This window comes from Asticcacaulis aquihabitans (assembly GCF_032490435.1).
Taxonomy (GTDB): domain Bacteria; phylum Pseudomonadota; class Alphaproteobacteria; order Caulobacterales; family Caulobacteraceae; genus Asticcacaulis.
Genome location: NZ_JAVGWM010000003.1, coordinates 629,846 through 653,438, shown reverse-complemented (window position 1 = coordinate 653,438; position 23,593 = coordinate 629,846). Strand labels below are relative to the sequence as shown.

The 23,593-nt window shown below is 59.3% G+C and carries 18 protein-coding genes; 1 reads left to right on the top strand and 17 read right to left on the bottom strand.

Annotation, left to right across the window (positions count from 1 at the left end):
- Positions 1–2: 2 nt before the first annotated feature.
- From RCJ00_RS13725 to RCJ00_RS13645, 17 genes are all read right to left on the bottom strand, one after another.
- On the bottom strand, positions 3–1,565 hold the full coding sequence (locus RCJ00_RS13725; RefSeq protein WP_316222611.1) for a Do family serine endopeptidase: 1,563 nt from the start codon (positions 1,563–1,565) through the stop codon (positions 3–5).
- Positions 1,566–1,696: 131 nt separating this feature from the next.
- Positions 1,697–2,173 (bottom strand): cytochrome c-type biogenesis protein, encoded by a 477-nt coding sequence (locus tag RCJ00_RS13720; protein ID WP_316222610.1) that lies wholly within the window; start codon positions 2,171–2,173, stop codon positions 1,697–1,699.
- Entirely contained in the window at positions 2,170–4,161 is a 1,992-nt protein-coding gene (locus tag RCJ00_RS13715) for a heme lyase CcmF/NrfE family subunit (RefSeq protein WP_316222609.1), read from the bottom strand. Before RCJ00_RS13715 ends, RCJ00_RS13720 begins: the two co-directional genes overlap by 4 nt.
- Entirely contained in the window at positions 4,158–4,652 is a 495-nt protein-coding gene (gene ccmE, locus RCJ00_RS13710; protein ID WP_316222608.1) for a cytochrome c maturation protein CcmE, read from the bottom strand. The genes RCJ00_RS13715 and ccmE overlap by 4 nt, the downstream gene beginning before the upstream one ends.
- On the bottom strand, positions 4,652–5,734 hold the full coding sequence (gene ccmI / locus RCJ00_RS13705) for a c-type cytochrome biogenesis protein CcmI (protein ID WP_316222607.1): 1,083 nt from the start codon (positions 5,732–5,734) through the stop codon (positions 4,652–4,654). Before ccmI ends, ccmE begins: the two co-directional genes overlap by 1 nt.
- A gap of 91 nt (positions 5,735–5,825) precedes the next feature.
- Complete coding sequence (locus tag RCJ00_RS13700) at positions 5,826–7,190, bottom strand: hypothetical protein (RefSeq protein ID WP_316222606.1); 1,365 nt, start codon at positions 7,188–7,190, stop codon at positions 5,826–5,828.
- Positions 7,191–7,289: 99 nt separating this feature from the next.
- Positions 7,290–8,693 carry an ATP-binding protein gene (locus RCJ00_RS13695; protein ID WP_411267548.1) on the bottom strand — a complete coding sequence of 468 codons (1,404 nt, stop codon included), beginning with the start codon at positions 8,691–8,693 and terminating at the stop codon, positions 7,290–7,292.
- A 65-nt stretch (positions 8,694–8,758) separates the two neighbouring features.
- On the bottom strand, positions 8,759–9,439 hold the full coding sequence (locus RCJ00_RS13690) for a response regulator transcription factor (protein WP_023456544.1): 681 nt from the start codon (positions 9,437–9,439) through the stop codon (positions 8,759–8,761).
- Position 9,440: 1 nt separating this feature from the next.
- The gene (locus RCJ00_RS13685; RefSeq protein WP_316222605.1) at positions 9,441–9,872 is read right to left on the bottom strand and encodes a hypothetical protein; all 432 of its coding nucleotides are present in this window, start codon (positions 9,870–9,872) and stop codon (positions 9,441–9,443) included.
- 113 nt (positions 9,873–9,985) lie between these two features.
- Complete coding sequence (locus RCJ00_RS13680) at positions 9,986–10,969, bottom strand: DnaJ C-terminal domain-containing protein (protein WP_316222604.1); 984 nt, start codon at positions 10,967–10,969, stop codon at positions 9,986–9,988.
- A 103-nt stretch (positions 10,970–11,072) separates the two neighbouring features.
- Positions 11,073–12,497 (bottom strand): glycoside hydrolase family 30 protein, encoded by a 1,425-nt coding sequence (locus tag RCJ00_RS13675; RefSeq protein ID WP_316222603.1) that lies wholly within the window; start codon positions 12,495–12,497, stop codon positions 11,073–11,075.
- Positions 12,498–12,509: 12 nt separating this feature from the next.
- Positions 12,510–14,123 (bottom strand): tryptophan halogenase family protein, encoded by a 1,614-nt coding sequence (locus tag RCJ00_RS13670; protein WP_316222602.1) that lies wholly within the window; start codon positions 14,121–14,123, stop codon positions 12,510–12,512.
- A complete protein-coding gene (locus RCJ00_RS13665) occupies positions 14,120–16,048 on the bottom strand; it encodes a glycoside hydrolase family 3 protein (protein WP_316222601.1) in 1,929 nt (642 codons plus the stop codon). Before RCJ00_RS13665 ends, RCJ00_RS13670 begins: the two co-directional genes overlap by 4 nt.
- Before the next feature lie 181 nt (positions 16,049–16,229).
- Positions 16,230–19,115: a TonB-dependent receptor gene (locus RCJ00_RS13660; RefSeq protein WP_316222599.1), complete on the bottom strand. Its 2,886-nt coding sequence runs from the start codon at positions 19,113–19,115 to the stop codon at positions 16,230–16,232.
- A 327-nt stretch (positions 19,116–19,442) separates the two neighbouring features.
- A complete protein-coding gene (locus RCJ00_RS13655; protein ID WP_316222598.1) occupies positions 19,443–20,495 on the bottom strand; it encodes a LacI family DNA-binding transcriptional regulator in 1,053 nt (350 codons plus the stop codon).
- A gap of 101 nt (positions 20,496–20,596) precedes the next feature.
- Positions 20,597–20,932, bottom strand: coding sequence for a hypothetical protein (locus RCJ00_RS13650; RefSeq protein ID WP_316222597.1), 336 nt, complete (start codon positions 20,930–20,932; stop codon positions 20,597–20,599).
- 117 nt (positions 20,933–21,049) lie between these two features.
- Complete coding sequence (locus tag RCJ00_RS13645) at positions 21,050–21,574, bottom strand: YcgN family cysteine cluster protein (protein WP_316222596.1); 525 nt, start codon at positions 21,572–21,574, stop codon at positions 21,050–21,052.
- Positions 21,575–21,698: 124 nt separating this feature from the next.
- On the opposite strand from RCJ00_RS13645, the gene RCJ00_RS13640 reads away from it, so the two are divergent.
- Positions 21,699–23,516, top strand: a complete 1,818-nt coding sequence (locus RCJ00_RS13640; protein ID WP_316222595.1) for an ABC-F family ATP-binding cassette domain-containing protein — start codon at positions 21,699–21,701, stop codon at positions 23,514–23,516.
- Positions 23,517–23,593 lie beyond the last annotated feature (77 nt).

Genomic DNA, 23,593 nt, shown 5'->3' with positions numbered 1-23,593 from the left:
TTTTACTTCTTGGCGCTGGCCGTATCCTTAAGCGATAACGGCAGGGCCACGTTGCGGCCATCGCGGTTGACCATAAGCAGGATGCTCGGCCGCCCGGCCTTCTTGAAACCATCGATGATCGCGGAAAACTCGCCTTGTGTTGCCACCGGCTTGTTGTCGGCGCGCACGATCACATCACCCGGCTTGAGGCCCTTTTGAGCCGCATCCGAATTGCTGTCGAGATCGGTAATCACCACGCCCTTGACATCGGCACCTATACCGAAGTCACGACGAACGTCCGGCGTAATCGCCTTGACCGACAGGCCGATAACAGGCGTACCGCTCGACGCGCTACCGGATGAGCTGTCGTCAGAGCCACCCAAGCCGTTAATGCCCTTGTTGAGCTCTTCCTCAGACGGACGCAATGCCGCCGTCACAGTGACATCGACGATCTTGCCGTTGCGCAGCACGCCCAGCTTGACCTTTTCACCGACCTTAACGTCGGCAATACGGCGGGTAAGCTCAGTCGGGCTCTTGACGGACGCGCCGTTCACCGACTTGACGATATCGCCAATGTCGAGGCCGGCCTTATCGGCGGGTCCACCTTGCGTCGTCTCGGTGACATAGGCACCGGTCAGGTCGGTGATACCGAGGGCCTCGGCATTTTCCTTGGTGACAGGCTGGATCAGGATACCGATATAGCCGCGGGCAATCGTCTGGCCCTTCATGAGTTGGGTGGTAATCTTGTAGGCCACATCGGCCGGGATCGCGAACCCGACCCCCGCATTGGCGCCAGACGGCGTGACGATGGCGGTATTGACACCGATCACCTTGCCGTAGAGGTCGAAGGTCGGACCGCCGGAATTACCTCTGTTGATCGCCGCATCGATCTGCAGGTAGTCGGTGTAATCCGGACCGCCGCTTGAATCGCGCAGGTCACGACCATAGGCCGAAACGATGCCCGCCGTAGCGGTGTTGGAGAAGTTAAACGGATTGCCGACGGCGATGACCCAGTCACCGACGCGCGGCTGCTTTTCAAGCTCCCAGCGCACGAACGGGAAATCGTTGCCTTCGACCTTCAGGACCGCAAGGTCGGTGCCGACGTCGCGGCCGATGACCTTGGCCGGCAATTCCTTGTCATTGGTCAGCTTGACGATGATTTCGTCGGCACCGTCAATGACGTGATTGTTGGTGACGACAAAGCCGTCCGCCGACACGAAGAACCCGGAACCGGCGCCGCGCACTTCCTGCTCGCGCTGCTTGCCGTCTTCCTGACCGGGGAAGCTGAACCCGGGCAGAGATGGAATGCCGGTATCGATCTTCATCTTGCCGCGGGTTTCAATCGAGACCACAGCCGGCGATACGCGCTGGATCAGGTCGGCAAACGACATTGGCGCGCCAACCGGTGGCTTGACCGGGGTCAAGTCGGCAGTCTTGATCAGAGAGGCGCCATCATACCCGTTTCGGTGATCACCGAAACCCGTGATGGCTGCGCCGGCGACACCCGCGCCCAGGACCAGGCCTGCAACTGCGCCACCAATGGCGGAACGGTTCTTAAGCAAGGCCTTGAAATTCCAATTCCCCATAATTTTACCTTTAAATTCAGAAAGCGTGTTTCATCAGATATTTGAGCGTATCATCCGCCGAATACAATAAGAAACGCCAAATATTGTTTTCACCCCCACTGTAACCAAACCGGTGAGGCAAAATCGTGACATCAATCGCGTTTTTTCAGCAACGCCTTGAGTTTCTTCTCTTCTTCGTCAGTTAAGTCATAATCTTTTGATTTCGAACGATTTTTATTCGAAAATACGAGAAAAATGGCACCAATCAGGACAATGAGCGGCGGAATCAGCCATAAGGCCACGTTGCCGAGTGACAATCTCGGCCGAAAAAGAACATAATCGCCATAGTGATCGAACAGTTCTTGGCGAATCTGCCCATCCGTTTTGCCGGCGGCGATGTCAGCCCGGATTTCGCGGCGCATGTCGCCGGCGATGTCGGCGTCGGAATCAGCAATACTTTCGCTCTGGCACTGAACACAGCGGACTTCCGTGAAAAGACGATGGGCCCGGGCCTCACGGGCGGGGTCGGGTTCGGCGACGGGTGCTGCAAGCGCCGTTCCAATCGACAGCCACGCGATCAAAAGACAAATGGCGCCGATGCGCCCGTATCGGTTCGCGTCCCGCATCATCCTTTTACCGCCTTGTCCGCCCTTTGGGCGATCCCCAGGCGCAGGCGACGATCACATAGGCTCAGAAGGCCGCCTAGAGCCATCAACAATGGGCCAAAGAAGATCAGCCGCACCCAAGGGTTATAAAAGAACCGCACCTGCCACGATGCCTTGCCATCCGGTTGAAGCTGTGGCTCAGCCATGACGACATACAGGTCATCCAGGGGCGTGAAGCACAGCGCCACCTTGCTTTGGACTTGGTTAGACGCCGGATAGAACCGGCGCTGCGGGCGCGCTTCGCACACCTTGCGGCCGTTCGACGCGATATCGAAAACACCGCCTTGGGCATCATAGTTGGCGCCCGGCTGCGTATACAGACCCGTAAACGTCATATCGTAACGCCCCAGATGCAAGGTATCGCCTGGCGAAACCGACTGCATGACACTTAGCTTCTGATGCGTCTCCGTGACAGCGCCCAGAACAAAGACCCCCAAACCGATATGCGCCAGGATCATGCCCCAGGTCGCCAGCGGCAAACCGACCAGACGCCGCCAATTTGGCATAGCCTTCCAGTTAAAATCGATCCGTTCGGCAAGCAGCTTAAAGGAGCCGAAAATCAGCCAGAAACCGACCAGCAGACCCACGAAGAACTCCACGCTGCTCAGCACGGTTGGGCCCTTGTGAAACAGCAGACCGATCGCCGCCGCCAGCACGGATACACCGAACGCGACGGCCAGCCGCTGCATTACGCCCTTAAGGTCGCCGCGCTTCCATGACATGAGCCCGGAAATCGGCACGATCAGCAGGGCCGCAATCATGATCGGCCCGAAGACCAGCAGGTAATAGGGCGCACCGACCGACATGGTCTTGTCGAACAGGGCCTGCATCAGGATGGGGTACAGCGTCCCAAGGAACACGGAACACAAAGCAGCCGATATCAGCAGGTTGTTGAGCACCAGGGTGGCTTCACGCGACACCGGAGCGAACAGGCCACCGGGGGCCAGGGTCGGCGCACGCAGGGCAAACAGGGCGAAACCGCTGCCGGCCGTGATCAACAGAATGGCCGCCAGCAATATGCCGCGCTGCGGGTCGACGGCGAAGGCATGAACGGAGGTAAGAAGCCCCGACCGGACCAGAAACGCCCCCATCATCGAGAAGGTGAAGGCAAGCAGACCGAGAAACACCGTCCACGCCTTCAGGCTGTCGCGCTTTTCCATCACTATGGCCGAATGCAGCAAGGCGGTCGCCGCAAGCCACGGCATGAAGGAGGCGTTTTCGACGGGGTCCCAGGCCCACCAGCCGCCCCAGCCCAGCTCATAATAGGCCCAGAAGGCACCGAGCGTAATCCCGACGGTCAGGCAACTCCAGGCCAGTAGCACCCACGGCCTTATCCAGCGCGCCCACGCCCGATCAAGTCGCCCCTCGATAAGGGCCGCGACAGCGAACGAAAAGACGACCGACATGCCGACATAGCCGAGATAGAGCATCGGCGGATGGAAGGCCAGCGCCGGGTCCTGCAAGGCTGGGTTCAGCGACTGCCCTTGCAGCGGCGCGTCCTCCAGCCGTCCAAGGGGGTTGGAACTGAACAGGGTAAAACCGACAAAAGCGGCGCCCAGCAGGCCCTGCACGCCCAAGGCTTTCAGCTTCAGGCTTTCCGGCAGATGCCGCCCCTTCACCGTAATCGCCGCGCCATAGACCAGCAGAATGGTACACCACAAAAGCATCGAGCCTTCGTGCGAGCCCCATGCGCCGGAAATCTTGTACAGCAAAGGCTTGTCCGTATGGGAATGCTCATAGACATTGACCACCGAAAAGTCGGAACGGACAAAGGCAAAAATCAGGATGGCGAAGCTGAGCGCAATGGCCAGGGCCGCGGCCAGAGATGCGCCTTCGGCGTAGCGGGCAATACCGCCGCGTCCGCGGCCAGCCAGCACAAAACCAGCCTGCGCCAACGAAAAGCAGAAGGCGAGACCCAAACAATAATTGCCGATTTCATCGATATGGGTCATGCGAAAGGTTTCTGCACCGGCTTTGGTTTGTCCATGCCCGAATCCGGACGCCATTCGCCCTGCTTTTCCAGCTCTTTCTGGACGTTCTTCGGAATGTATTTCTCGTCGTGCTTGGCCAGAACCTGGGTAGCGCGCAGGGCCGTGACGCCGGTCACCTCGCCCTCGCATACCACGCCTTGCCCTTCACGGAACAGGTCGGGCAGATTGCCGCGATACACCACCGAAACCTCTTTCAGCTTGTCCTGCACAACGAAGGCGGTCGCCCCGTCGGGCGTTTTGACGACGCTACCGGGCTTGACCAGGCCACCCAGCCGCACCGTCTTGCCAACTGGCACCCGCGCCTCGATCCATTGGGCCGGGGTGTAAAAATAGACAACGGTGCCCTTCAGCGCATACAGGCTGAGGGCGACGGCGGCGATAAAGACTGGCGCAGCGATCAGGAAGATGACGAGACGGCGACGGGCCTTGACGGACTTTGGCAACCAACCCACTATTTCGCCTCCCCTTCCGATCCGACCCGCGTCTGCGCCCGGGTCAGAATATCGGCGATCACATCGGGTCTCTTGGCATAATGGCTCTGCATTGCCGCCTGAGCCGCCGCACGTTTTTGCCGATCGCCCAGCACATCGTATGACCGCAGCAGCCGCGCCCAGCCATCGGGATTTTCCGGATTGGCTTGAAGCTGGCCTTCCAGGCCGGCGACCATGCCTGAAATCCGCGCGCTCATGGCCTGGGCCGCCGCCTCGGCCGGGGCGATACTGTCCAATGCGTCCTGAACCTGCCGACGGCTGACATCGTTCGGCGCCATGGCCGACAGAGCGGCCGTCAGGTGACTGCGGGCAGTTTCGTAATCACCGTCGCTTATCGCCTGCTGACCGAGATAATAGTGCGCGCGCGGGTCCTTCGCATTCAGTTTAAGCGCGTTCTGGAACGCGGCCTTGGCATCGGGACCACTGACCCCGCCGCCGACAAAGGTCAGGGCTTCGCCCAGTTCCGACCAGGCGGTAAAGGTTTGCGGCGCCAGTTCCCGCGCCTTTTGATAATCCTGTGCTCCTTGGTAATTATTACCTGCCAGCATGTCGATACGACCGAGGAACAGCCAGTAATCGACCTCCTTTGCGTGGTCATGCTCTCCCTGACGCAGGACGGCTGCCATGGCCTTGGGCGGCAAACTGTCGGGCTGGCTCTGCGCCAGGCGCGTCCAGGTGGCGAGGCGTTGCTTGTAGGGCTGATCTGCCAGCTTAGGATGACCGATAAACAGATAGAGCCAGGCGCTGGCCACGGCCACGAGGCCCAGAGCGATATAACCGTGCAATGGCTTCATATTGCCGGTGGTCTCAGCCCGGTCACTGGCTTTAAGTAGGGCACGACCGGCTTCGGCGCGTTCCTCCCGCGCCTGGTCGGCGTCGATGTCTCCGGCCGCCAGGCGCCTGTCAACATCGGCCATGAAGCCGGCATAAAGTGACGTTTCCTGCGCCAATTGCGGCGGTGAGCTGCGAACGCGCTGCCATATCGCCGCCAGCGCGATCAGCACGGCGCAGATAAACACGCAGGTCAGGGCGAGTACGATCATCGCGTTTCACATAGACCATTTCCGGCCAAAGTGAAGGGGCGTTTTGGCGGCCGCGACGTTATGACTTAGCCCAATACGGCTGCAAAGGCCGTCAGGCAGGGGATTTGGATGGATTGAACAGATTGGACGACGCCATGCGGCGACGCGCCACGGCACCCTTGTCTTCGCCGCACAAGGCCTGCATCAGATCGGAAACCAATTCGAAAAGGCCAAACAGTTGTTCGGTATCGAATGGATCCTCGCCATTGGCCAGGGCCAGCAACTCGGTGAAATAGGCGTCGAGACGTATCTCGATGGCCTGCGCGACCTTGCTATGCAGGGCAGCAAACCCGCCGGCATTGGCTATATTGCGGATTTTGCGCATGAAGACGAGCGTCTGACGCGCCTTCGCCACCGCTTCCGCCGGCAAGGTCTTGGTGAAGTCCGGCACTTCTCTCTTGATGCGGCCATAGATGCGTTCGGAGCGGAATGGCAGCACGTCTTCGACCGAGCGTTCAGCCGTCTTCAACTGGGTTTCGACCAACTCAGAAATGATCTTGTGCGCCTCCGCGACACGTTTGCCCCACGGCCCTTCGCGCGCCAATTCTATATAATGGCCGAAGGACTGAAGCTGGGCCAGGCAAAGCGCCACGCGGTCGCCCGCCTCATCCAGATTACAGGCCGCGTTGCGATTGCCCATGAACGCCTTAAGAGACACCAGGCTGTTTTCGATCTGGTCGAGAATCCGCGTGCCGAAATCCGCCAGCTCCGACTCGGCCAGAAAGCGGTCTTTGGGCCGATCGGATACGGTTGCCACGAATTTAATAATCTGAGCGCCGTCTTCCAGGTTGGCGAAGATGATTTCAAGAAACCTGTAACCGCCTTCTTCGTCAATCGCCGCTGCATCCTTGAACAGGACGCGCAAGGCAGCAGCTTTGTCGGCGTCGATGCGGCCCATGAAATCGTAAAGGCGCGACAGGACCTGACGCGACAGGCGATGCAGGTCGAGATATTTGGCGAATTCAGCCAGCTCTTCACGGTCGTCATCCGTGGCATTTCGTCGAAGCGCCAGTTCCGGTGTTTCGCGGATGATACCGGCAGCGGCGTTTACGAGACGAAAAAAAACGACGGGCGTCGGGTCTTCGGTGCGAAGACCACGCAGGACATAACGGGCCTCAGCATGCAGTTCGGGTTCACGCGACTCCAGCGCCGACCACAGATTGTCCAAGATCCACCGCTCGAACTGCACGCCCTCCAGACCATCCGCCCGATCCTGAAACATCGGCAGATAGGGCGCAAAAACGGCATCCTTGACGTGCCGGCATTCCATCTCGCTGGAGATCAGTTCACGCACCTCAACCATCTTCTGGTCATTGGTCAGCCCAAGCGCGGTTTCCAGCGAGCGCAAAGCCGTCTGCGGCAAGGTCTTTACAAGACCTCTGAGCAGTGCCAGACGGTTATCGGCGATCAGGGGCATGAGTGTCTGGAAGACCTTAAGCTACAACGACTTGAGAGCGTTGATCATAAGGATGGTCTGGTTAATTTTCTCTGACGGGTATGCGAACACCTTTACCCGTCAGGCGGCGGCGCCATCGAGGTTTGCCGGCAGCTTTGCCAATACTTTCAAACCCCCTATTTGCGACTTGCCGAACGTCAGCGTGCCGCCATAGGCGCGGACCAATTCATCGACGATCGACAGCCCTAATCCCGACCCCGGCACACTTTCATCCAGGCGCGCACCACGCTTCAGAACCTCGTCGAAACGCGCCTCGTCCAGGCCAGGTCCGTCATCTTCGATGGCCAGACTCATCGACTGGTCAACGGGGTTGAATTCCGCGGTGATGCGCACTTTTTTACGGCACCAAATCGAAGCATTTTCGAGCAGGTTGCCCGCAATTTCCTGTAGATCCTGCTTTTCCCCCCGGAAAGCCAGATCGTCGGGTGTGCGCCAGTCGATAATGACGCCCTTGTCCTGAAAAACCTGCTCGAGCATGACCGCCAGTTCATCCAGCACAGGTTCCACCGGTGTGCGCTCGCCCAAGGCCTGCGATCGCGCCGCAGCGCGCGCGCGGCGCAGGTGATGATCGACCTGGGCGCGCATGGTTTCGGCCTGCTTGCGCATGATTTCGGGCAACTCCCCGTCCTGGCTGCCAGCTGAAGCCATCAATACGGCCAGGGGCGTTTTCAGGGCATGGGCCAAATTGCCGACATGCATGCGCTGGCGTTCCACCACTTCCTGAGAATAGTCCAGGAAAGCGTTGAGTTGCGTTGCCACGGGCGTTATTTCAGCCGGATAGGACTTGAGCAGCCGCTGCTGGGTGCCGCCCTGGATATGGGCAATTTCGTCGGTCAGATCGAACAGCGGACGCAGGCCCACGCGGACCTGGATGAATATGGCGACCAACGATCCCAGCGCCAGCACGATCAAAGCCGCAGCGGTGATCAGCGCAAACCGCCGGACGTCCTTATCCATCGGGGCGCGATCTTCGGCGGCGAGGAAGACGAAGGCGCGGCCATCGATCTTCGAATAGACTGCCGCAACACGCAACGGTTCGCCTTCCGGCCCGATGCTGTCATAGAAGACCCCTTCCCCGATGCGCGCCTTCGCCTCACCAAGCGTCGTCGCGGGAATGGGAATATGTTCGTTCCACAGGGAACGCGACCGGGCGGCATCGCTGATCGCGCCCTTGGCGTCGATTTCGCTCACCTGCCAGTACAGGCCGGAATAGACGCGGTTGGTGCGCGTATCGAAGAAGGGCGGCGTTACCACCTTGCCACTATGGTCTATATCGGTGTCAGCGTAGAGATTGTCGGCGATCTGCTTCACGTTAAGCTGGAAGCGTTGCAGCGCTGCCTGATGAAAATAGGCGGTCAGGGCGATGCCGGTTATAACCAGCGAAAAGATAAACCAGACGCTGGCCAGCCGAATGAGGCGGCCGACAAGGGAATCCTTACGCGTGAGACGGCGAAACAGGCGCAGCAGAACCGCGCCGCCGGTTTTGCGAGAGACAGCCTTGGGGGAGTCGGTCGCGCCCGTCCCGTCCGTCACAGATCGCTGACCTCGTCATGCAACGGTTTGAGGCGATAGCCCAGGCCGCGTACCGTCTCGATACGTTCATTGCCGATCTTTTTGCGCAGACGCCCCATAAAGACTTCGATGGTGTTGGAATCACGGTCGAAATCCTGATCGTACAGATGTTCGACCAGCTCCGTGCGCGAAATGACCCGATTCTGATGCATCATCAGGTAATGCAGGAGACGGTATTCCAGCGAGGTCAGCCGCAAAGGCTCACCATTGACCGACGCCCGCGCGGCGCGAGGATCGAGACGTACGCCACCGCATACCAGCATCGGCTGGGCATGGCCGGCGGCGCGACGAACCAGGGCGCGCAGACGGGCCAGAAGTTCCTCGGTATGAAACGGTTTGGTGAGGTAGTCGTCAGCCCCGGCGTCGAAGCCCGACACCTTGTCGCTCCAGGCGCCACGCGCGGTCAGGATCAAGACAGGCGTCGTCTTGCCTTCGCGGCGCCAGCGCTCCAGAACCGATACGCCGTCGATCTTGGGCAGGCCGAGATCGAGAATGATGCAGTCGTATGGTTCCGTATCACCGAGAAAATGGGCTTCCTCGCCATCGGGCGCATGATCAACCACGTAACCCGCATCGGAAAGCGAGGCTTTCAATTGACGCGACAGATCGGGATCGTCTTCGGCAAGCAAGATTCGCACGTTATTCTTCCCTTACAATGCAGCGGCAATTGACGTCGACATAGACGTCCTTACGTCCCTGAGGGGTGGATACCCGAACACGGAACACGGATCCACCGGCTGGCCAGGCATTGATATAGTCACCCCGTCGTGAGGCTACGGCAATGGCTTCACTCATGCGATCATCACGGCGGTTTTCACCGCGGTCATCGCCACCGTCACGGCGGTTTTCACCCCGGTCATCGCCACCGTTGCGCCGGCCATCCTGATCCTGGCGATCGCCTTTGCGCGGGACATAGCCCGCCTTTATCACCACTGCAGGCTCGGTCAGAGCCAGATAGGACAGGTGCGACGCGGGTGTTTGGCTGGCCAACAGATCATGGGCCGACGCGCTCACCGGCGCCAAAGGCGCGGCGGCAACAGCCAGACAAAGAAGGGGAACAATCTGTTTCATAACGTCGTTTATAGGCGTGAAGACCTGAACCTTACCTGAACGAACCGGTCATAGACATAAATAATCGCCTCACGCGAATATTTTCTTCGCAAATGCGGTAGATGCCGCCCCGCCTATTTGCGACGCGCCGTCACGGTCGGCGTGTACCCGCCCTTATCGCGCCAACGTTCCATCAATGCGGTGAAATCCGCCTTCAGATCGGCGGGTATCCCCTCGACGCCTTTGTCCGGCATGGCCAGAACGACGTGCGCAAACAGATCGCCGCGCGTCCCGCCCTTGGCTTCATAGGCGCCACGGCCTTTCAACCGAAGAATCGCACCCGAATTGGACCCCTTGGCCAGATTGACGCTGACCGGACCGTCAGGCGTAGACGCCTGAACCTTGCCGCCCAGGATCGCGTCGGGCAGGGAGACAAACAAATCCATATGCAGGTCGTTGCCGTCCAACCGGAAGATAGGATGGGGTTTCAAGTGAAGCTCGACCATAGCATCGCCGTGAGGGCCGCGCCCGGATGGCGACGGTGATCCCTGGCCCTTCAGGCGCAGAGTCTGGCCGTCGCGCGACCCTTTGGGAATATTGACGTCAAGGGTGCGGCCGTCTGACAGCAGGACGCGGCGCGTATTGCCAACAATCGTATCGAGCAGGTCGATATCGAGCTTGATCTTGACATCGCTGCCCTTGGTCGGCGCTTGTTCACGTGCGCCACCGAAGCCGCCGCCGAACGGCGATCCGCCCCGGGCACCGCCCCCGAACATGCCCATGATGTCGTCGATGTCCATGCCTTCGAAATGCGTGCTGCGTCCGCCGCCACCAAAGGGCGAACCGCCAGCGCGTCCGCCACCACCGCCACCACCGAAACCGCGGAAGATTTCGCGGCCGTCTGCATCGATTTCGCCGCGGTCGAACTTCTTGCGCTTGTCGGCATCCTTGAGGAAGTCGTAGGCGGCCGTTACGCGCTTGAAACGCTCTTCGGCGACCTTGTTGTCCTTGTTGGTGTCGGGATGCAGTTCCTTGGCCAGCTTACGGAACGCTTTCTGGATTTCAGCATCACTGGCGTCACGCTTGACGCCCAATTCGGAATACGGATCGCCTGCCACTGTTAATAATACCTCCGCGCAAGAGGTGTGTCCTAGACCCAATTGTTTCAAGAGGCAAGTACGGCTCACCCCCAACGATATCCAAGTCGATATCTAAGTCGGTTTAAGGTTTCCAGACGAAGGTTGCGACGGATGACGCCGGCAGCATATAGCCAAATGTCTTCCGGTCTGCCCGGACCGAAAACGCCTTGGTTTGCATATTGCCGTTCAGCACGATCAGCGCCACCGACCCGTCGGGATTGCGGAAGGCGACGCTCGATAGCCCGTCGGCTTCGGTCGATGCGATGCGTACCGCCCCCGGCCGCACGAACTTCGAGGCGTGGCCGAACGCATAGTATTCGATATTCCGGGTCACCGCGCCGGTCTGGGAATTAATGGTGACAATGCCTCGGCAATCGCTGCACCCGCCCTTGTGCGGGCCGTAATTTTCATCCAGCGCCAGATTCCACATCAGCACGCCCCTGGCCCAGTGCCGCGTCGAACCAATGATCAGGTTCTTGACCGTCCAGGCGAAGTTCGGCGCGAAGTCCGCCGCCCACTGGCCACCCGAACATTCCGTAAAATAGGCATCCTTGTCCGGATAGGCGTCATGAACCGGCCCCTGCGCCGCCACATCACCGGCGTAGCAATGCCAGGCAACGCCGGCGACATAGGGGTTTGCCTTGGCGTCGGCCAGAACGGTCAGGGGTGATGATGGCAGATCCCAATTATGGTCGTAATCGAGAATCTTGGTCCGCCCACCGCCAGCAGCCAGTTTCGGGCCCAGGAAACCGCCAATAAAGGCGGCCCGCGACGCCGGGTCCACACGCATGCCGGGATAGGAATCCGGTTCGAACCCAGGTTCGTTCTGAAGCGTCAGCAGGCTGATATTGATGCCTTCGCCGCGCATGGCGGTCAAATATTTCGACAGATAGTCAGCGAAGTACGGATAGGCTTCCGGTTTCAGCGCGCCCTGGACCAAGCTGTCGGTCGTCTTCATCCACCCAGGCGCGGACCAGGGCGACGCCATAACGGTCATCCGGGGGTTGAGCTTCAGCGCCCGTTTTACACTCGGTATAACATCAGTTTTGGCATAGGCTATCGAGAAGTTTGCCAGCGTCGGATCGGTCTCGCCCTTTGGCATGTCGTCATAGGAATAGTGGTCACGCGAAAAATCCGACGCACCAACGGTCAAGCGCATAAAGCTGAACCCTAGCCCTTTCGGCCCGAAGAGATCAGCCATCAAGGCATTACGGTCGGCGGATTTCATCTTCTGCTGCAGCAGATAGGCGGACGCGTCCGTCATCGATGCGCCGAACCCCACCATGGTCTGGAACGATTGCGATCCGTCGACCACGATAAGCGTATCCGCACCCGTGTGGCGGCCTTTTGGGGCGAATGACACATCCGGCTGCCGCGCCAGCAGCTTGGACTGATCGGCGTCTGTTTCCCACACCTTGACGGGCCCGGCTTTCACCGGCACGGCATATGCCGCCAGCGGCAGGGCTATGATCGCTACTGCCATCATGAGATTAGAATACAGACGCATGGTTTCCTCCGATCAGGCCTTGCAGGTGGCCTCTATGTAGTCGGCGTGAGCCGGCATGACCGCCACGCATTTGGCGATGACTGTCTTTATGTCGTTGAGATATTTGATGACCTCTTCGTCTGGCCTGAGATCGACGAACGGGTCATAGCCATCCGGGATCAAGCCCTGCCCGATGAGCACCTGTATCCAGCTTTCATCGGCGAACAGTTCGTCGGCATCCTTGAAATAGCGTCCCGCCCGGCGCCACAGATCGAGCCGCGCCTTCAACGTGTCCGGCACCTCCATGTCCCGACAAAACCGCCACATGGCGGTGTCTTCCCGCGTCGTGACCTTGTAGTGGGCAATCAAGAAATCGCGGATGCGCGTATATTCGAAATCGGATTGAGCATTATAGGCATCGATTTGTGTCTGGGCGAACGACATGTCCGGAAACAGCGAGACGATGCGCAACAGCGCGCTTTGCACCATCTGGATCGAGGTCGACTCCAGCGGCTCCATAAAGCCCGAAGCCAACCCTACGGCGACAACATTCTTTTGCCAGACCTTGCGGCGCTTGCCGGTCTTGAAGCGAATGACGCGCGGCTCTGCCAGGGCGTCACCATCAAGATTGGCCATCAGGATCGACGTCGCTTCGTCCTCGCTCATGAAACGCGAGGAAAAAACATGGCCGTTGCCGATGCGGTGCTGCAAGGGGATGCGCCACTGCCAGCCCGCCGGACGCGCAATCGACCGTGTGTAGGGGGTTAATCCGGACGCCAATTCAGCATTCGGCAGGCGGGCAGGCGCGTCAGAGCCCGTGCGCGACACGGCCTGCGCGGGCTTGAACCCGCATGGCACAGCGATGGCGCGGTCGCACGGCAGCCAGTGGCTCCAGTCCTCGAACCCCGATCCGAGCGTTTCTTCGATCAGCAGGGCGCGCATGCCCGAGCAATCGATGAAAAGGTCGCCCGGCACCACAGCGCCGCTTTCCAGCCTGACGCTTTCGACAAACCCATCGGTGGGACGCTGATTGACCGTAACGATCCGCCCTTCGGTCCGCTTTACGCCCAGCTTTTCGGCATAGGTGCGCAGGTATCGCGCGTACAGCCCGGCATCGAAATGGTAGGCATAGGCAATGTCGTTGAAAGGCGACGCCTTCATGTCGTCGCGCGCGCGCATGAAGCGGTTTTCATAGGCCGCGGCGGTATTGATCGAATAGTCGGCGAAAACATCGGACACCTGGCCGGTGCCGCGCATCTTCAGCCAGTACTGGTGCATACGCAGCCAGCTCAGATCCTGGCCGATCTTGCCGAATCCGTGGATATAGCTGTTGCCGACATGCCCCCAGTCCGTGAATTCGATCCCCAGCTTGAACGTCGCCTGGGTCGCCCGGATAAAGTCGTTCTCGTCGAGTTCGAGCAGATGGTTGAACCGCTTGATCGCCGGAATAGTGGCCTCGCCGACGCCGATGGTGCCAATGTCCTCGGACTCCACCAGTTCGATCTCGAGCCCCCGTTCATACGGCTGGCCACCTGTCTGGCCATCTTTCTGACCGGCTTTTTGGCGCGTCAGCTTCGACAGCAAGGCGGCGGCCATCCAGCCGGCCGTCCCGCCGCCGACAATTACGACTTTTTTCAAAGGTGTCATTGGCATCCATCGGGATTAGACACGGGCAAGGACCCGACCTCGCCCGATTTAGCATAGCTGAGGCCGTAACCCAATGCGAACAGAGGCCCAGAATTTTGTGTGGGGCAGGCAGCCGATGGCCAGTCGAACGACAAGGTGCCTTTGAAATCTTTCGCGCCGAACAGGACGTCGGTCACGCCCTTGCCTTCCGATCCGGGCAACCAGGCTGCCACAAAGGCATCGGACAGGTTGATCAGGTCATTGGCATAGGCCGTGCGGCCGGACTCAAACACCGTAATGACCGGCTTGCCCTTGCCCGACACGGCCTGGAGCACCTTCACGTCTTCGGGATGGCGAGCGGTGTGCGACAGGTTGGTGATATCGCCGGCAGTTTCGGCATAGGGCGTTTCACCGATTACGGCGATGACTGCATCATATTTGGAGACATCCACCCCCGAGGCGTCGGCACTGTAGGTCACGTTAGCTGCACCGGCTTCGGCCTTGATCCCGGTCAGGATGCTGTCGGCGTTGGGGAAGTCACTGTTGGCATTGTCGGTGCCCTGCCAGGTGATGGTCCAGCCGCCCGTCTGATTGCCGAGATTGTCGGCGCTTTTGCCGACAACCAGTATCTTCGCGCCCTTTTTGAGGGGCAAAGCGCCGTTGTTTTTCAGCAGAACCAGCGATTCCGCCACGGCCCGGCGAGCCAGGTCACGCGCCTGGATGGCCGACGCCTTGCCGGCGTAGGGATTGCTGGAGGGACGCTTGCCGAAGATACCGGCACGCATTTTAACGCGCAGGATGCGCGTCACGGCGTCATCGATACGCGACATCGGGATGGCGCCGCTTTCGACATCGGTCACCGTCGCGTCGATGAACTTATCCCACTCCAACGGCACCATCATCATATCGACACCGGCGTTGATCGCCTGGGGACAATGATAGTTCAGGCAGCCCGGAATCTGGCCGACCGCATTCCAATCCGAAATAACGAAGCCGTCAAAGCCCATCTTGCCTTTCAGCACCTCGGTCAGCAGATATTCGTTACCGTGCATCTTGCCATAGGCCTTGCCGCTTGGGCCGTCGGTCCACGAGCTGTAGGATGCCATCACCGTCTGAACACCGGCGCCGAGCGCGCCGTAATACCCCTGGGCGTGGTAATTCATCAGCTTGGCCTCGGGCGACACGTTCATGCCCTGATCCTTGCCGTTCAGGGTCCCGCCGTCACCAATATAGTGTTTAGCGGTGCCGACGACATTTTCCGCCTTCGAGAAATGGCCCTGCATGCCTTCGACATAGGTGGTGGCATAGGCTCTGACCAACAGGGGGTCGGAGGAAAAGCCTTCATAGGTCCGCCCCCAACGCTGATCTTCGACGACCGCAAGTGTCGGCGCGAAAACCCAGTTGATCCCCGTGGCGCGAACCGCCCGCCCCGTCGCGGCGCCGATTTCGCGGATCAGTTCCGGATCGTGCGCGGCACCCAATCCGATATTGTGCGGGAAAAGCGTGGCGCCAATAACATTACCGTGGCCGTGAACGGCGTCCGTGCCCCATAGAAGCGGTACCTTGACCTTCATGTCGGTCCGCATGGACGCATCGTAAAAACCGTCGGACATGGCAACCCAGTCCTTCAGGGTGGCGTGCTTCATCATGTACGGCCAGGAGCCGCCGCCATTGAGCACCGAGCCGAGATAGTTTTTACGCACGTCGTCAGGAGTCACCGCCTTGATTTCCGCCTGTGTCATCTGTCCGATCTTCTGGCGCAGGGTCATGCCCGCGACCATCGCCCTGATCTTCGCTTCCATGGCAGCGTCTTCAGGGATTGCCGACTGGATATGCGGCCATTGTTTCAGCTCTTCGGCCCGCGCCATCGGCGCCAGGCAAAGACCGAGAATTTGACAAGCGGAGATCGATCCGAGCAACGCCCGGCGGAAGGTAGACTTTGACATTGGTAATCCTAAACGCGGGAGGCAGGCCATTGGCCGTTACCCATAAGGGTAGACAGACTGCCTGCGCTCACGAATGCATATTGAGGCCCATCCGGGAGGTTCAGGGAGGACAAACCTCCCGGATGGCCAGTTGCGGCCCCCGAATAAATACGGGGAACCGCCAGGTTCCGAAGCTCGGGACTTACTGGAACCGGTAGCTGACGCCGAACAGGATAGTCCGGCCGTACTCTTCGTAATTTTCCGGGAAGGACGAGCCATCCGCGGCGCGGTTTTCAGACACTTTCAGTTGGGTCTGATAGTTGGAGTTGGCAAGGTTGTAGCCTTGGAGCAGGAAGGTAACGCCCTTGAGCGGGCCGTCCTGCATCTGATAGCTTATCTGACCATCGACCTGCTTGTCGGCCAGGATGCGCGTAACGGCACGATTGGCATAAAGCGCATAGGTTTCGCCGAGGAATTCCGAACGGTAACGGTAGCTCACGCGTGCCGAGAAGCCGCCTTTTTCGTAATAACCGGTAACGCTGGCCACGTCTCCAGAGAAGCCCGGAAGCTTGCTGGGGTCGATCGGATCGCCCGACTGGACGTTGGTCCAACCACGCGAGAAGCTGCCGATCAGCCCGAAGCCGTTAAGCTTGCTCCACACCAGGCTGCCGTCAAGCGCGCCGCTGAGTTCCAGGCCGCTGACATTGCCGCCATGGCCATTTTGCGGTTGCGTGAACGGGCCGATATTGGCCGAAGCGCCGCCGGGATAGGTAAGGCTGTTGGGCCAGGCCACGGGCGTCGCACCGGTATAGTTGACAAAGCCATTGGCGGCGAAGTCGAAATACGGGTCGGTGACATTACGGATATAGGTGCGCAGAACCTTCTGGAAGACGGCGACGCCGATATAGCTGGTCTTGTTGAAATAGCGCTCGTACGAGAAATCGACGCCATCGGCGATCCAAGGCTTGAGCTTGGGATTGCCGCCGGAACCGCTCCAGTGCGGCTCGTAAGTCGAGGTCCCGCTGCCTGGCAAGGGCACACTGGCATTACGCGTTCCGCGCATGTCGTCCATGCGCGGACGGGCCATGGCGCGGCTCATCGCGAACCGGAAGACCGAGCTGTCATTGATGTCGTAGATCAGGTTCAGGCTGGGCAGGAAATCGCCGTAGTTTGAGCCCGTCTTGACCCAGTTGCCGAGCGAGGGGCTGGTGCCACTGGAATGCTGGTAGATATCGTAACCGCCGGCGGTTTGCTTGGCGCCGACATATTGCAGGCCGAGGTTTCCGCGCAGCCCGTGGCCGCCAATTTCCGTATCAATATTGAACTTGGCGAACAGGGTGGTCAGTTCTTCGTCGACCTGCCAGTACTTGTTCAGATTGTCATCGTTGAGGATGGCGCGACGATCATAGTATTTTCCGACCACGTTGCCGAGATCGTAGGACAGGACACCGCCGAAGCCGGCAAAATCGAGGTTCGTGGCTTGCTGGAGGTCGCCAGCCGCCACCGCGACACGCGTGCCGTGACAGTCGTTTGCGACCTGATCCCAACCTTTCAGGCACAGGTCCCATTCCTGCACGCCCTTGTTCTTGGTGCGGTGCGAGTAATCGACGCCCAGTTCGACACTCTTGAAGCCGAACCAGTCGATGTCGTGCACGCCGCTGAAACGTAGTGTCGCCAACTGGTCGGTAACCTTCGGCGTGCGGATGGCGCCGTCATGGCCCCAGCCACCCCACGGCGCGACGTCGCCGAGATAAACCTTGGAGGCGTCGGCGTAGTTGAGGCCCGGGCTCAGCTGCGGAAAGTCGCCATAGGCGATGTCTTCGTTGATGGTGTCAAACGTCCGGGTGAGCGGAGTCGAACTTGTGCCATAGCCGGCATAGGTTTCAGCAATGCTTTCCTTGCGTACCGAGCGCGAATAGCCGAAATCCACCACCGAACGCCAGGCGCCGATGTTGAACCGGTTGTTCGAACCGAAGCTGAACATTTCATCGCGGCGCAGATTATTGTCATTACGAATGATCGGGGCAATACCGCTGATCGTCGCCTTTTGGACGACCGGCGTGCCGCCGCGGTCGGACTGGACGACGTTGGAGAAGTGAATATCGTCAGTCCATTGGGTCTGATACCACTCCGCCCCATGGGTCACTTCGTTCTGATCGAAGACAGAATAGTAGAAGTCGTTGACGCTACGGAAATTGTCGTTCGGCTTGAAATCGAACACCGCCATGTAGCCGTCGCGCGTCTGCTTGCGAGCCGTTGACCAGATTTCGACACCATGCAGACCCAACGCATCGGCATTGCCGAGGCGCGGTTGGCCGGTAATGGAATCGTTGCCCTGCTTATCCCACCACCAGCTCTTGGAATGTTGCAGTTCCGACGGATCGTCGAGGTGGGCGTAGGAGAAGGCCACGCCCAGCTTGCCGTCGAAGAATTGATCAATATAGGCCAAGCTCAAACGGTTGCCATTGGCGCTATATCCCGGCACGACCTCACCATTGGTATTGACCGAACCGCGCAGGTTGACCGAGATGACGCGCTTTTTATAATCGAGCGGACGAACCGTGTTGAGCACGACCGTGCCCGACAGCCCCTGGCCGGTGATGCCGGCATCCGGTGTTTTATAGACGACGGCCGATGAAACCATTTCCGATGGATACTGGTCGAATTCAGCCGCACGGTTGTCGCCGGAGGACACCTGCATACGGTTGTTCAGCAAGGTGGTCGAGAAATCACCCGACAAGCCCCGAATGGAGATGGTCTGTGAGCGGCCGCCGACGCGTTGCGCCGCCAGGCCCGGCAGACGCGCCAGGGATTCCGCGATGGAGGCGTCCGGCAGCTTGCCGATGTCTTCGGCCGACACGGCTTCGACGATCGAGGTGTTTTTCTTCTTGATAGCCAGCGAGTCCTGGAGACCACGACGGATGCCAGTGACGACAACGGTGGTCGAATCCTCGGCCGGCGCTGCGCTGGCGGCCTCCTGAGCGTGGACCGAAACAGCGAAACCGCCCATCGCGATAGCGCAGGCGGCGGTCGTCATCAATGCGGCTTTGATAGACGCAGCATGGCCGCGCCGTTTGACAGATTTCATCTAAAATCCTCCCAGTCAGATCTATGTGCTTATTGAGTTGCGGTTGATCCGCAATTGGAAGCGCTCTCAATTTCTGCGTCAGAGCGCATGATCCTGTCAAGCAGTCGGCGTCAAAACAGTTACAAATGCCCCTAAAACAGCCCCATTGTCTGGTCGTTGTGATGAATATGACACGGAGTTAATGTTCAAATGCCCCTCCATTCCGCTGACGCAGAAAATGAGAGCGCTCCCAATTTTGTTTCAGGACAACGGACCGTTCAGGGAATTCGGAACAAGTTCAGGTGGGGATAAGAGCCCACAACTATTGCCGGATGCGGGCCAGACCGTTCATCTTGGCGCGGAGGCGGACTCACGCATGACCACCTTGTGCGGCACGACCGTATATTTTGCCGGTGTAGGGCCGGTCGTCTTGTTCGCCTTGATTTTTTCGACAATCATTTCAACCGCGCGATAGCCTATGGTTTTCAAAGGCTGGTGCACGGTGGTCAGGGGCGGCCAGATGATTTCCGACACCGGCGTGTCGTCGAACCCGACAATGGACAAATCCTGTGGGATATTCAGGCCAACCTTGTGCGCTGAAAACAGGGCGCCGACGGCCATGTCGTCATTGGCGCAGATCAAGGCGCTGGGTTGATTCGCGTTGGCCAGAATGGCGGCCGTCATCTCAACGCCCGACCGGAAGGTGAAGTTGCCGCGCATTACCACGATATCACCGTCGTCCAATCCCGCCTCCGCAATGGCGCGGCGAAATCCGGAATAGCGTTCTTCGGCGGATAGATGCCCTTCCAAACCTTTGATAAAACCGAATCTTTTATGGCCTAGCGACAGCATGTAGCGAGTCATCTCGTAGCCCGCAACTTCATCGTCTATGCCGACGCCGGAGGCCAGCTTCTGCGCCTCTAGCCCGGGAGATATGCATACCACCGGGCAGTTGCGGGCATCGAGTTCGCGCAGCAAGCGAGTATCGTCCGAGAAGGGCGGCGTCAGGATCAGGCCATCGCAGCGACGCGACGCGACCAACTGATCGATGATTTTTTCGTTCTTACCCAACGAATGCTGATTGACCGTGTGCATGAGCAATTGAAAGCCAGCCTCGGCGCAAGCGCGAAGCGCTCCCAATTCCAAGCCGGAATGATAAAAGGAGTTCGGCTCCGAATCCAGGTCCGATGCATAGACCAGACCCAGCACTTGGGTCTTGCCGCCCGCCAGGAAGCGCGCCTGCATATTGACCTTGTACTGAAGCTTATCCACGGCCTTCAAGACCCGCTGGCGGACCTCTTCGCGCACATTGGGTCCGCCGTTCAGCACACGCGACACTGTCGCTCGCGCAACCCCAGACAGCGCCGCTACATCATCAATCGTCGGTTTACCTGCACTCAAAAGTCGTCTCGCCAGTCAATATAATACTATTGCCAGCTTTTATGCGGCCAGTCGCGGCGCGACACAAGCCCCTTTGGATACAGCGATGGAAGCGCTTTCAATTAATGATCGCGATAATGGCGATTTTGCCCTCTGTCCTGCCGTCCGTCCGGGCCTCTGTCACGTCGATCATGCATCTTCCACTGGTGATATCCGTTGTAGGCGTCACGACGGAAATGGCGCCCCTCATCGCGACGATAGTCACGCGAGCGCGCGTCGCGATAATAGTACCAGCCATCGTCATTCCAATATCCATCGCGGACATCGCCGTAATAGTTATCGTAATAGACGTCGTAACTGTCTGCATAATAGCCGCGATCGTATCCGCCGTAATAGCCGGCACAACCCGACAGGCCGATGCTTGCCGCTAAGGTCGCCGCAATAATGATGCGTTTCATGGACATGCCCTTTTTCAAGCTCATAACCCACACTGGTGAGCTAAATCCGGTAAGGGCGAAAGCCGGATTTGGCGCGGCTTCATTAATAGTTAATAAGGTAACTCTGCGTTCCAAACCTTAGTCCGGCCGCTTCGTGGTGCGTTCTTCGACATCTATATCTTCGGCCGGCCAATCTGAGCGATCCTCGTTCAGGTCCCAGGCGGCGAAGTCGAGGGCTTCTTCTGGGTCACCCAAGGCGAGTTCCGATACGGTCTGCCCGCGGATTGACACGCCCGCCCGGTGAACGGTTTCGCGGTCGCCGGTGATCAGGTGATGCCAGGCGGGCAAGGTCTTGCCCTCATGCAGCCGGCGATAGGCACAGCTCAGTGGCATCCACAACAAATCCTCGATATTGCCCGGCGTCAGCTTGATGCAGTCGGGCACATATTTCTTGCGCTTGACATAGTTCGAGCAGGAACAGCTGTCTGGATCGAACAGCTTGCAATGGACCCGTGTCGGAATGACTTCCAGGGTCTCCTCGTCCTCGAAACGAACCAGGCAACACAGGCCGCAGCCGTCGCACAGGCTTTCCCATTCCTGCGGGTTCATCTGGTCGAGGGTCTTGGTTTCCCAAAAGGGCTTTTGCGCGGTATTATCGTTCATCGGCGGCTATATAGAGGCAACCGAAACGGTTTGCACGTCCGATTCCTGCTCTTCTAAGGTCATCCTGGCACTTTGCTTCGAAAAACCCTTTGAAAATCCCCGCTGCGCCGACTACACCCCCTGCATGTCCAAAGCGCCTGCCAAAGCCCCGCTCCTCGCCCTGAAAGACGTCCGCCTGATGGACGGTCCCACGCCCCTGTTCGACGGTGTCGACATCGCACTCGAACGCGGTGTGCGTGCCTGCCTGGTCGGGCGCAACGGCGCGGGGAAATCGACCCTGATGCGCATGTTGGCAGGCCTTATCGAACCGGATTCCGGCGAACGCAATGTCCAGCAAGGCGTGCGCTACGCCTTCGTGCTGCAAGAACCGGAACCCGTTGGTGACACCATACTCGACTGGGCGACATCGGGCGGTGCGGAACATTACACCGCCGAAGCCGAGCTTTATGCCTTCAGCATCGATCCGCACAAGTCCACCGTCGGCATGTCCGGCGGGGAAAAACGCCGCGCTGCCCTGGCCAAGGCCTTCGCCGAAGATCCTGACCTGATCTTTCTCGACGAACCAACCAACCACCTCGACATCTTCGCTATCGAAACCCTTGAAGACCGCCTGCGCGGTTTCCGGGGCGCGGCCCTGATCGTCTCCCACGACCGGACCTTCCTGGAACGCGTGACCCAGCGCTGTTACTGGCTGTACGAGCGCCGCATCCTGCGTCGTGACGAAGGCTATGCCGGTTTCGACGAATGGCAGGCCAAGATGGAGGCAGAAACGGCCGAAAGCCTGCGCCGTCTGGAAAAGGCCATCGAGCGCGAAACCTATACCTTCTACAGATCGATCACCGCGCAGCGTACCCGCAACGAAGGCCGCGCCGCCCGTCTGGACGACATGCGTCGCGACCATGCCTTCCGCATGAGCCAGACCACCCGGCCGATGGAAATGAATATCGATTCGGGTTCGACCTCGGGCAAGCTGGTGGCGGAGGTCAAAGGCATTTCCAAGTCGTTCGGGGACAAGGTTCTGCTGAAAGACTTTTCTACGCGTATCATGCGCGGCGACCGGCTGGCCATCGTCGGCCCCAACGGTGCCGGCAAATCGACGCTCGTCAAGCTGCTGCTGGGCGAAATGCCGGCCGACAGCGGTGATATCCGCCTCGGTACTGCCCTGGAAATCGCCTATCTCGACCAGGGCCGCGACGCCCTGAAAGGGGAGGAAACCCTATGGGACGTGTTGGCCAATTCCGGCTCAGACTCCATCATGGTACAGGGCCAGCCACGTCACGTCGCGGCCTACGCCAAGGACTTCCTGTTCCGCGAAAAACAGTTGCGCCAGCCGGTGAAATCCCTGTCGGGCGGGGAACGCAACCGGCTACAACTGGCGCGGGCGCTTGCCCGGGCGACCAACCTGCTTGTCCTCGACGAACCGACCAACGATCTCGACATGGATACACTCGACCTGCTCGAAGACATGCTGGCCGATTACGACGGCACGCTGATTCTGGTATCCCACGACCGTGATTTCATCGACCGGCTCGCGACCTCTACCTTAGCGTTGAACGGCCGGGGCGGCGCTGCGGAAACGCCGGGCGGCTGGCAGGACTTCATTCGCCAGAACCCGGATTTCTTTGCGGAAATTTCGCGCAAGGAAGCCGCCAAGATCGAGGCGAAATCGGCAGCCTCCGCGCCATCACCGGTCAAAACAGCCCCTAAAAAGCTAAGCTACAAGGACCAGAAGCGCCTGGAAGACCTGGACAAGCTGATGCCCCAATGGCAGGCCGAAATCGCTCGACTGGAAAAGGTACTGGAAGACCCGACCCTCTACAGCCGCGACCCAAAAGGCTTCGATGCGACCATGAAAAAGCTCGAAACGCTGCGTACCGATCTCGAAAATGGCGAAATGGAGTGGCTGGAGCTGGAAGAAAAGCGCGAAAGTCTCGCTGGCTAAGCACGTCAAGGGTTGGAAATTTGGCTGGCTAAAGATAACGCATATTTCAAAACAGCCGGACATATTAGGCCTTAATT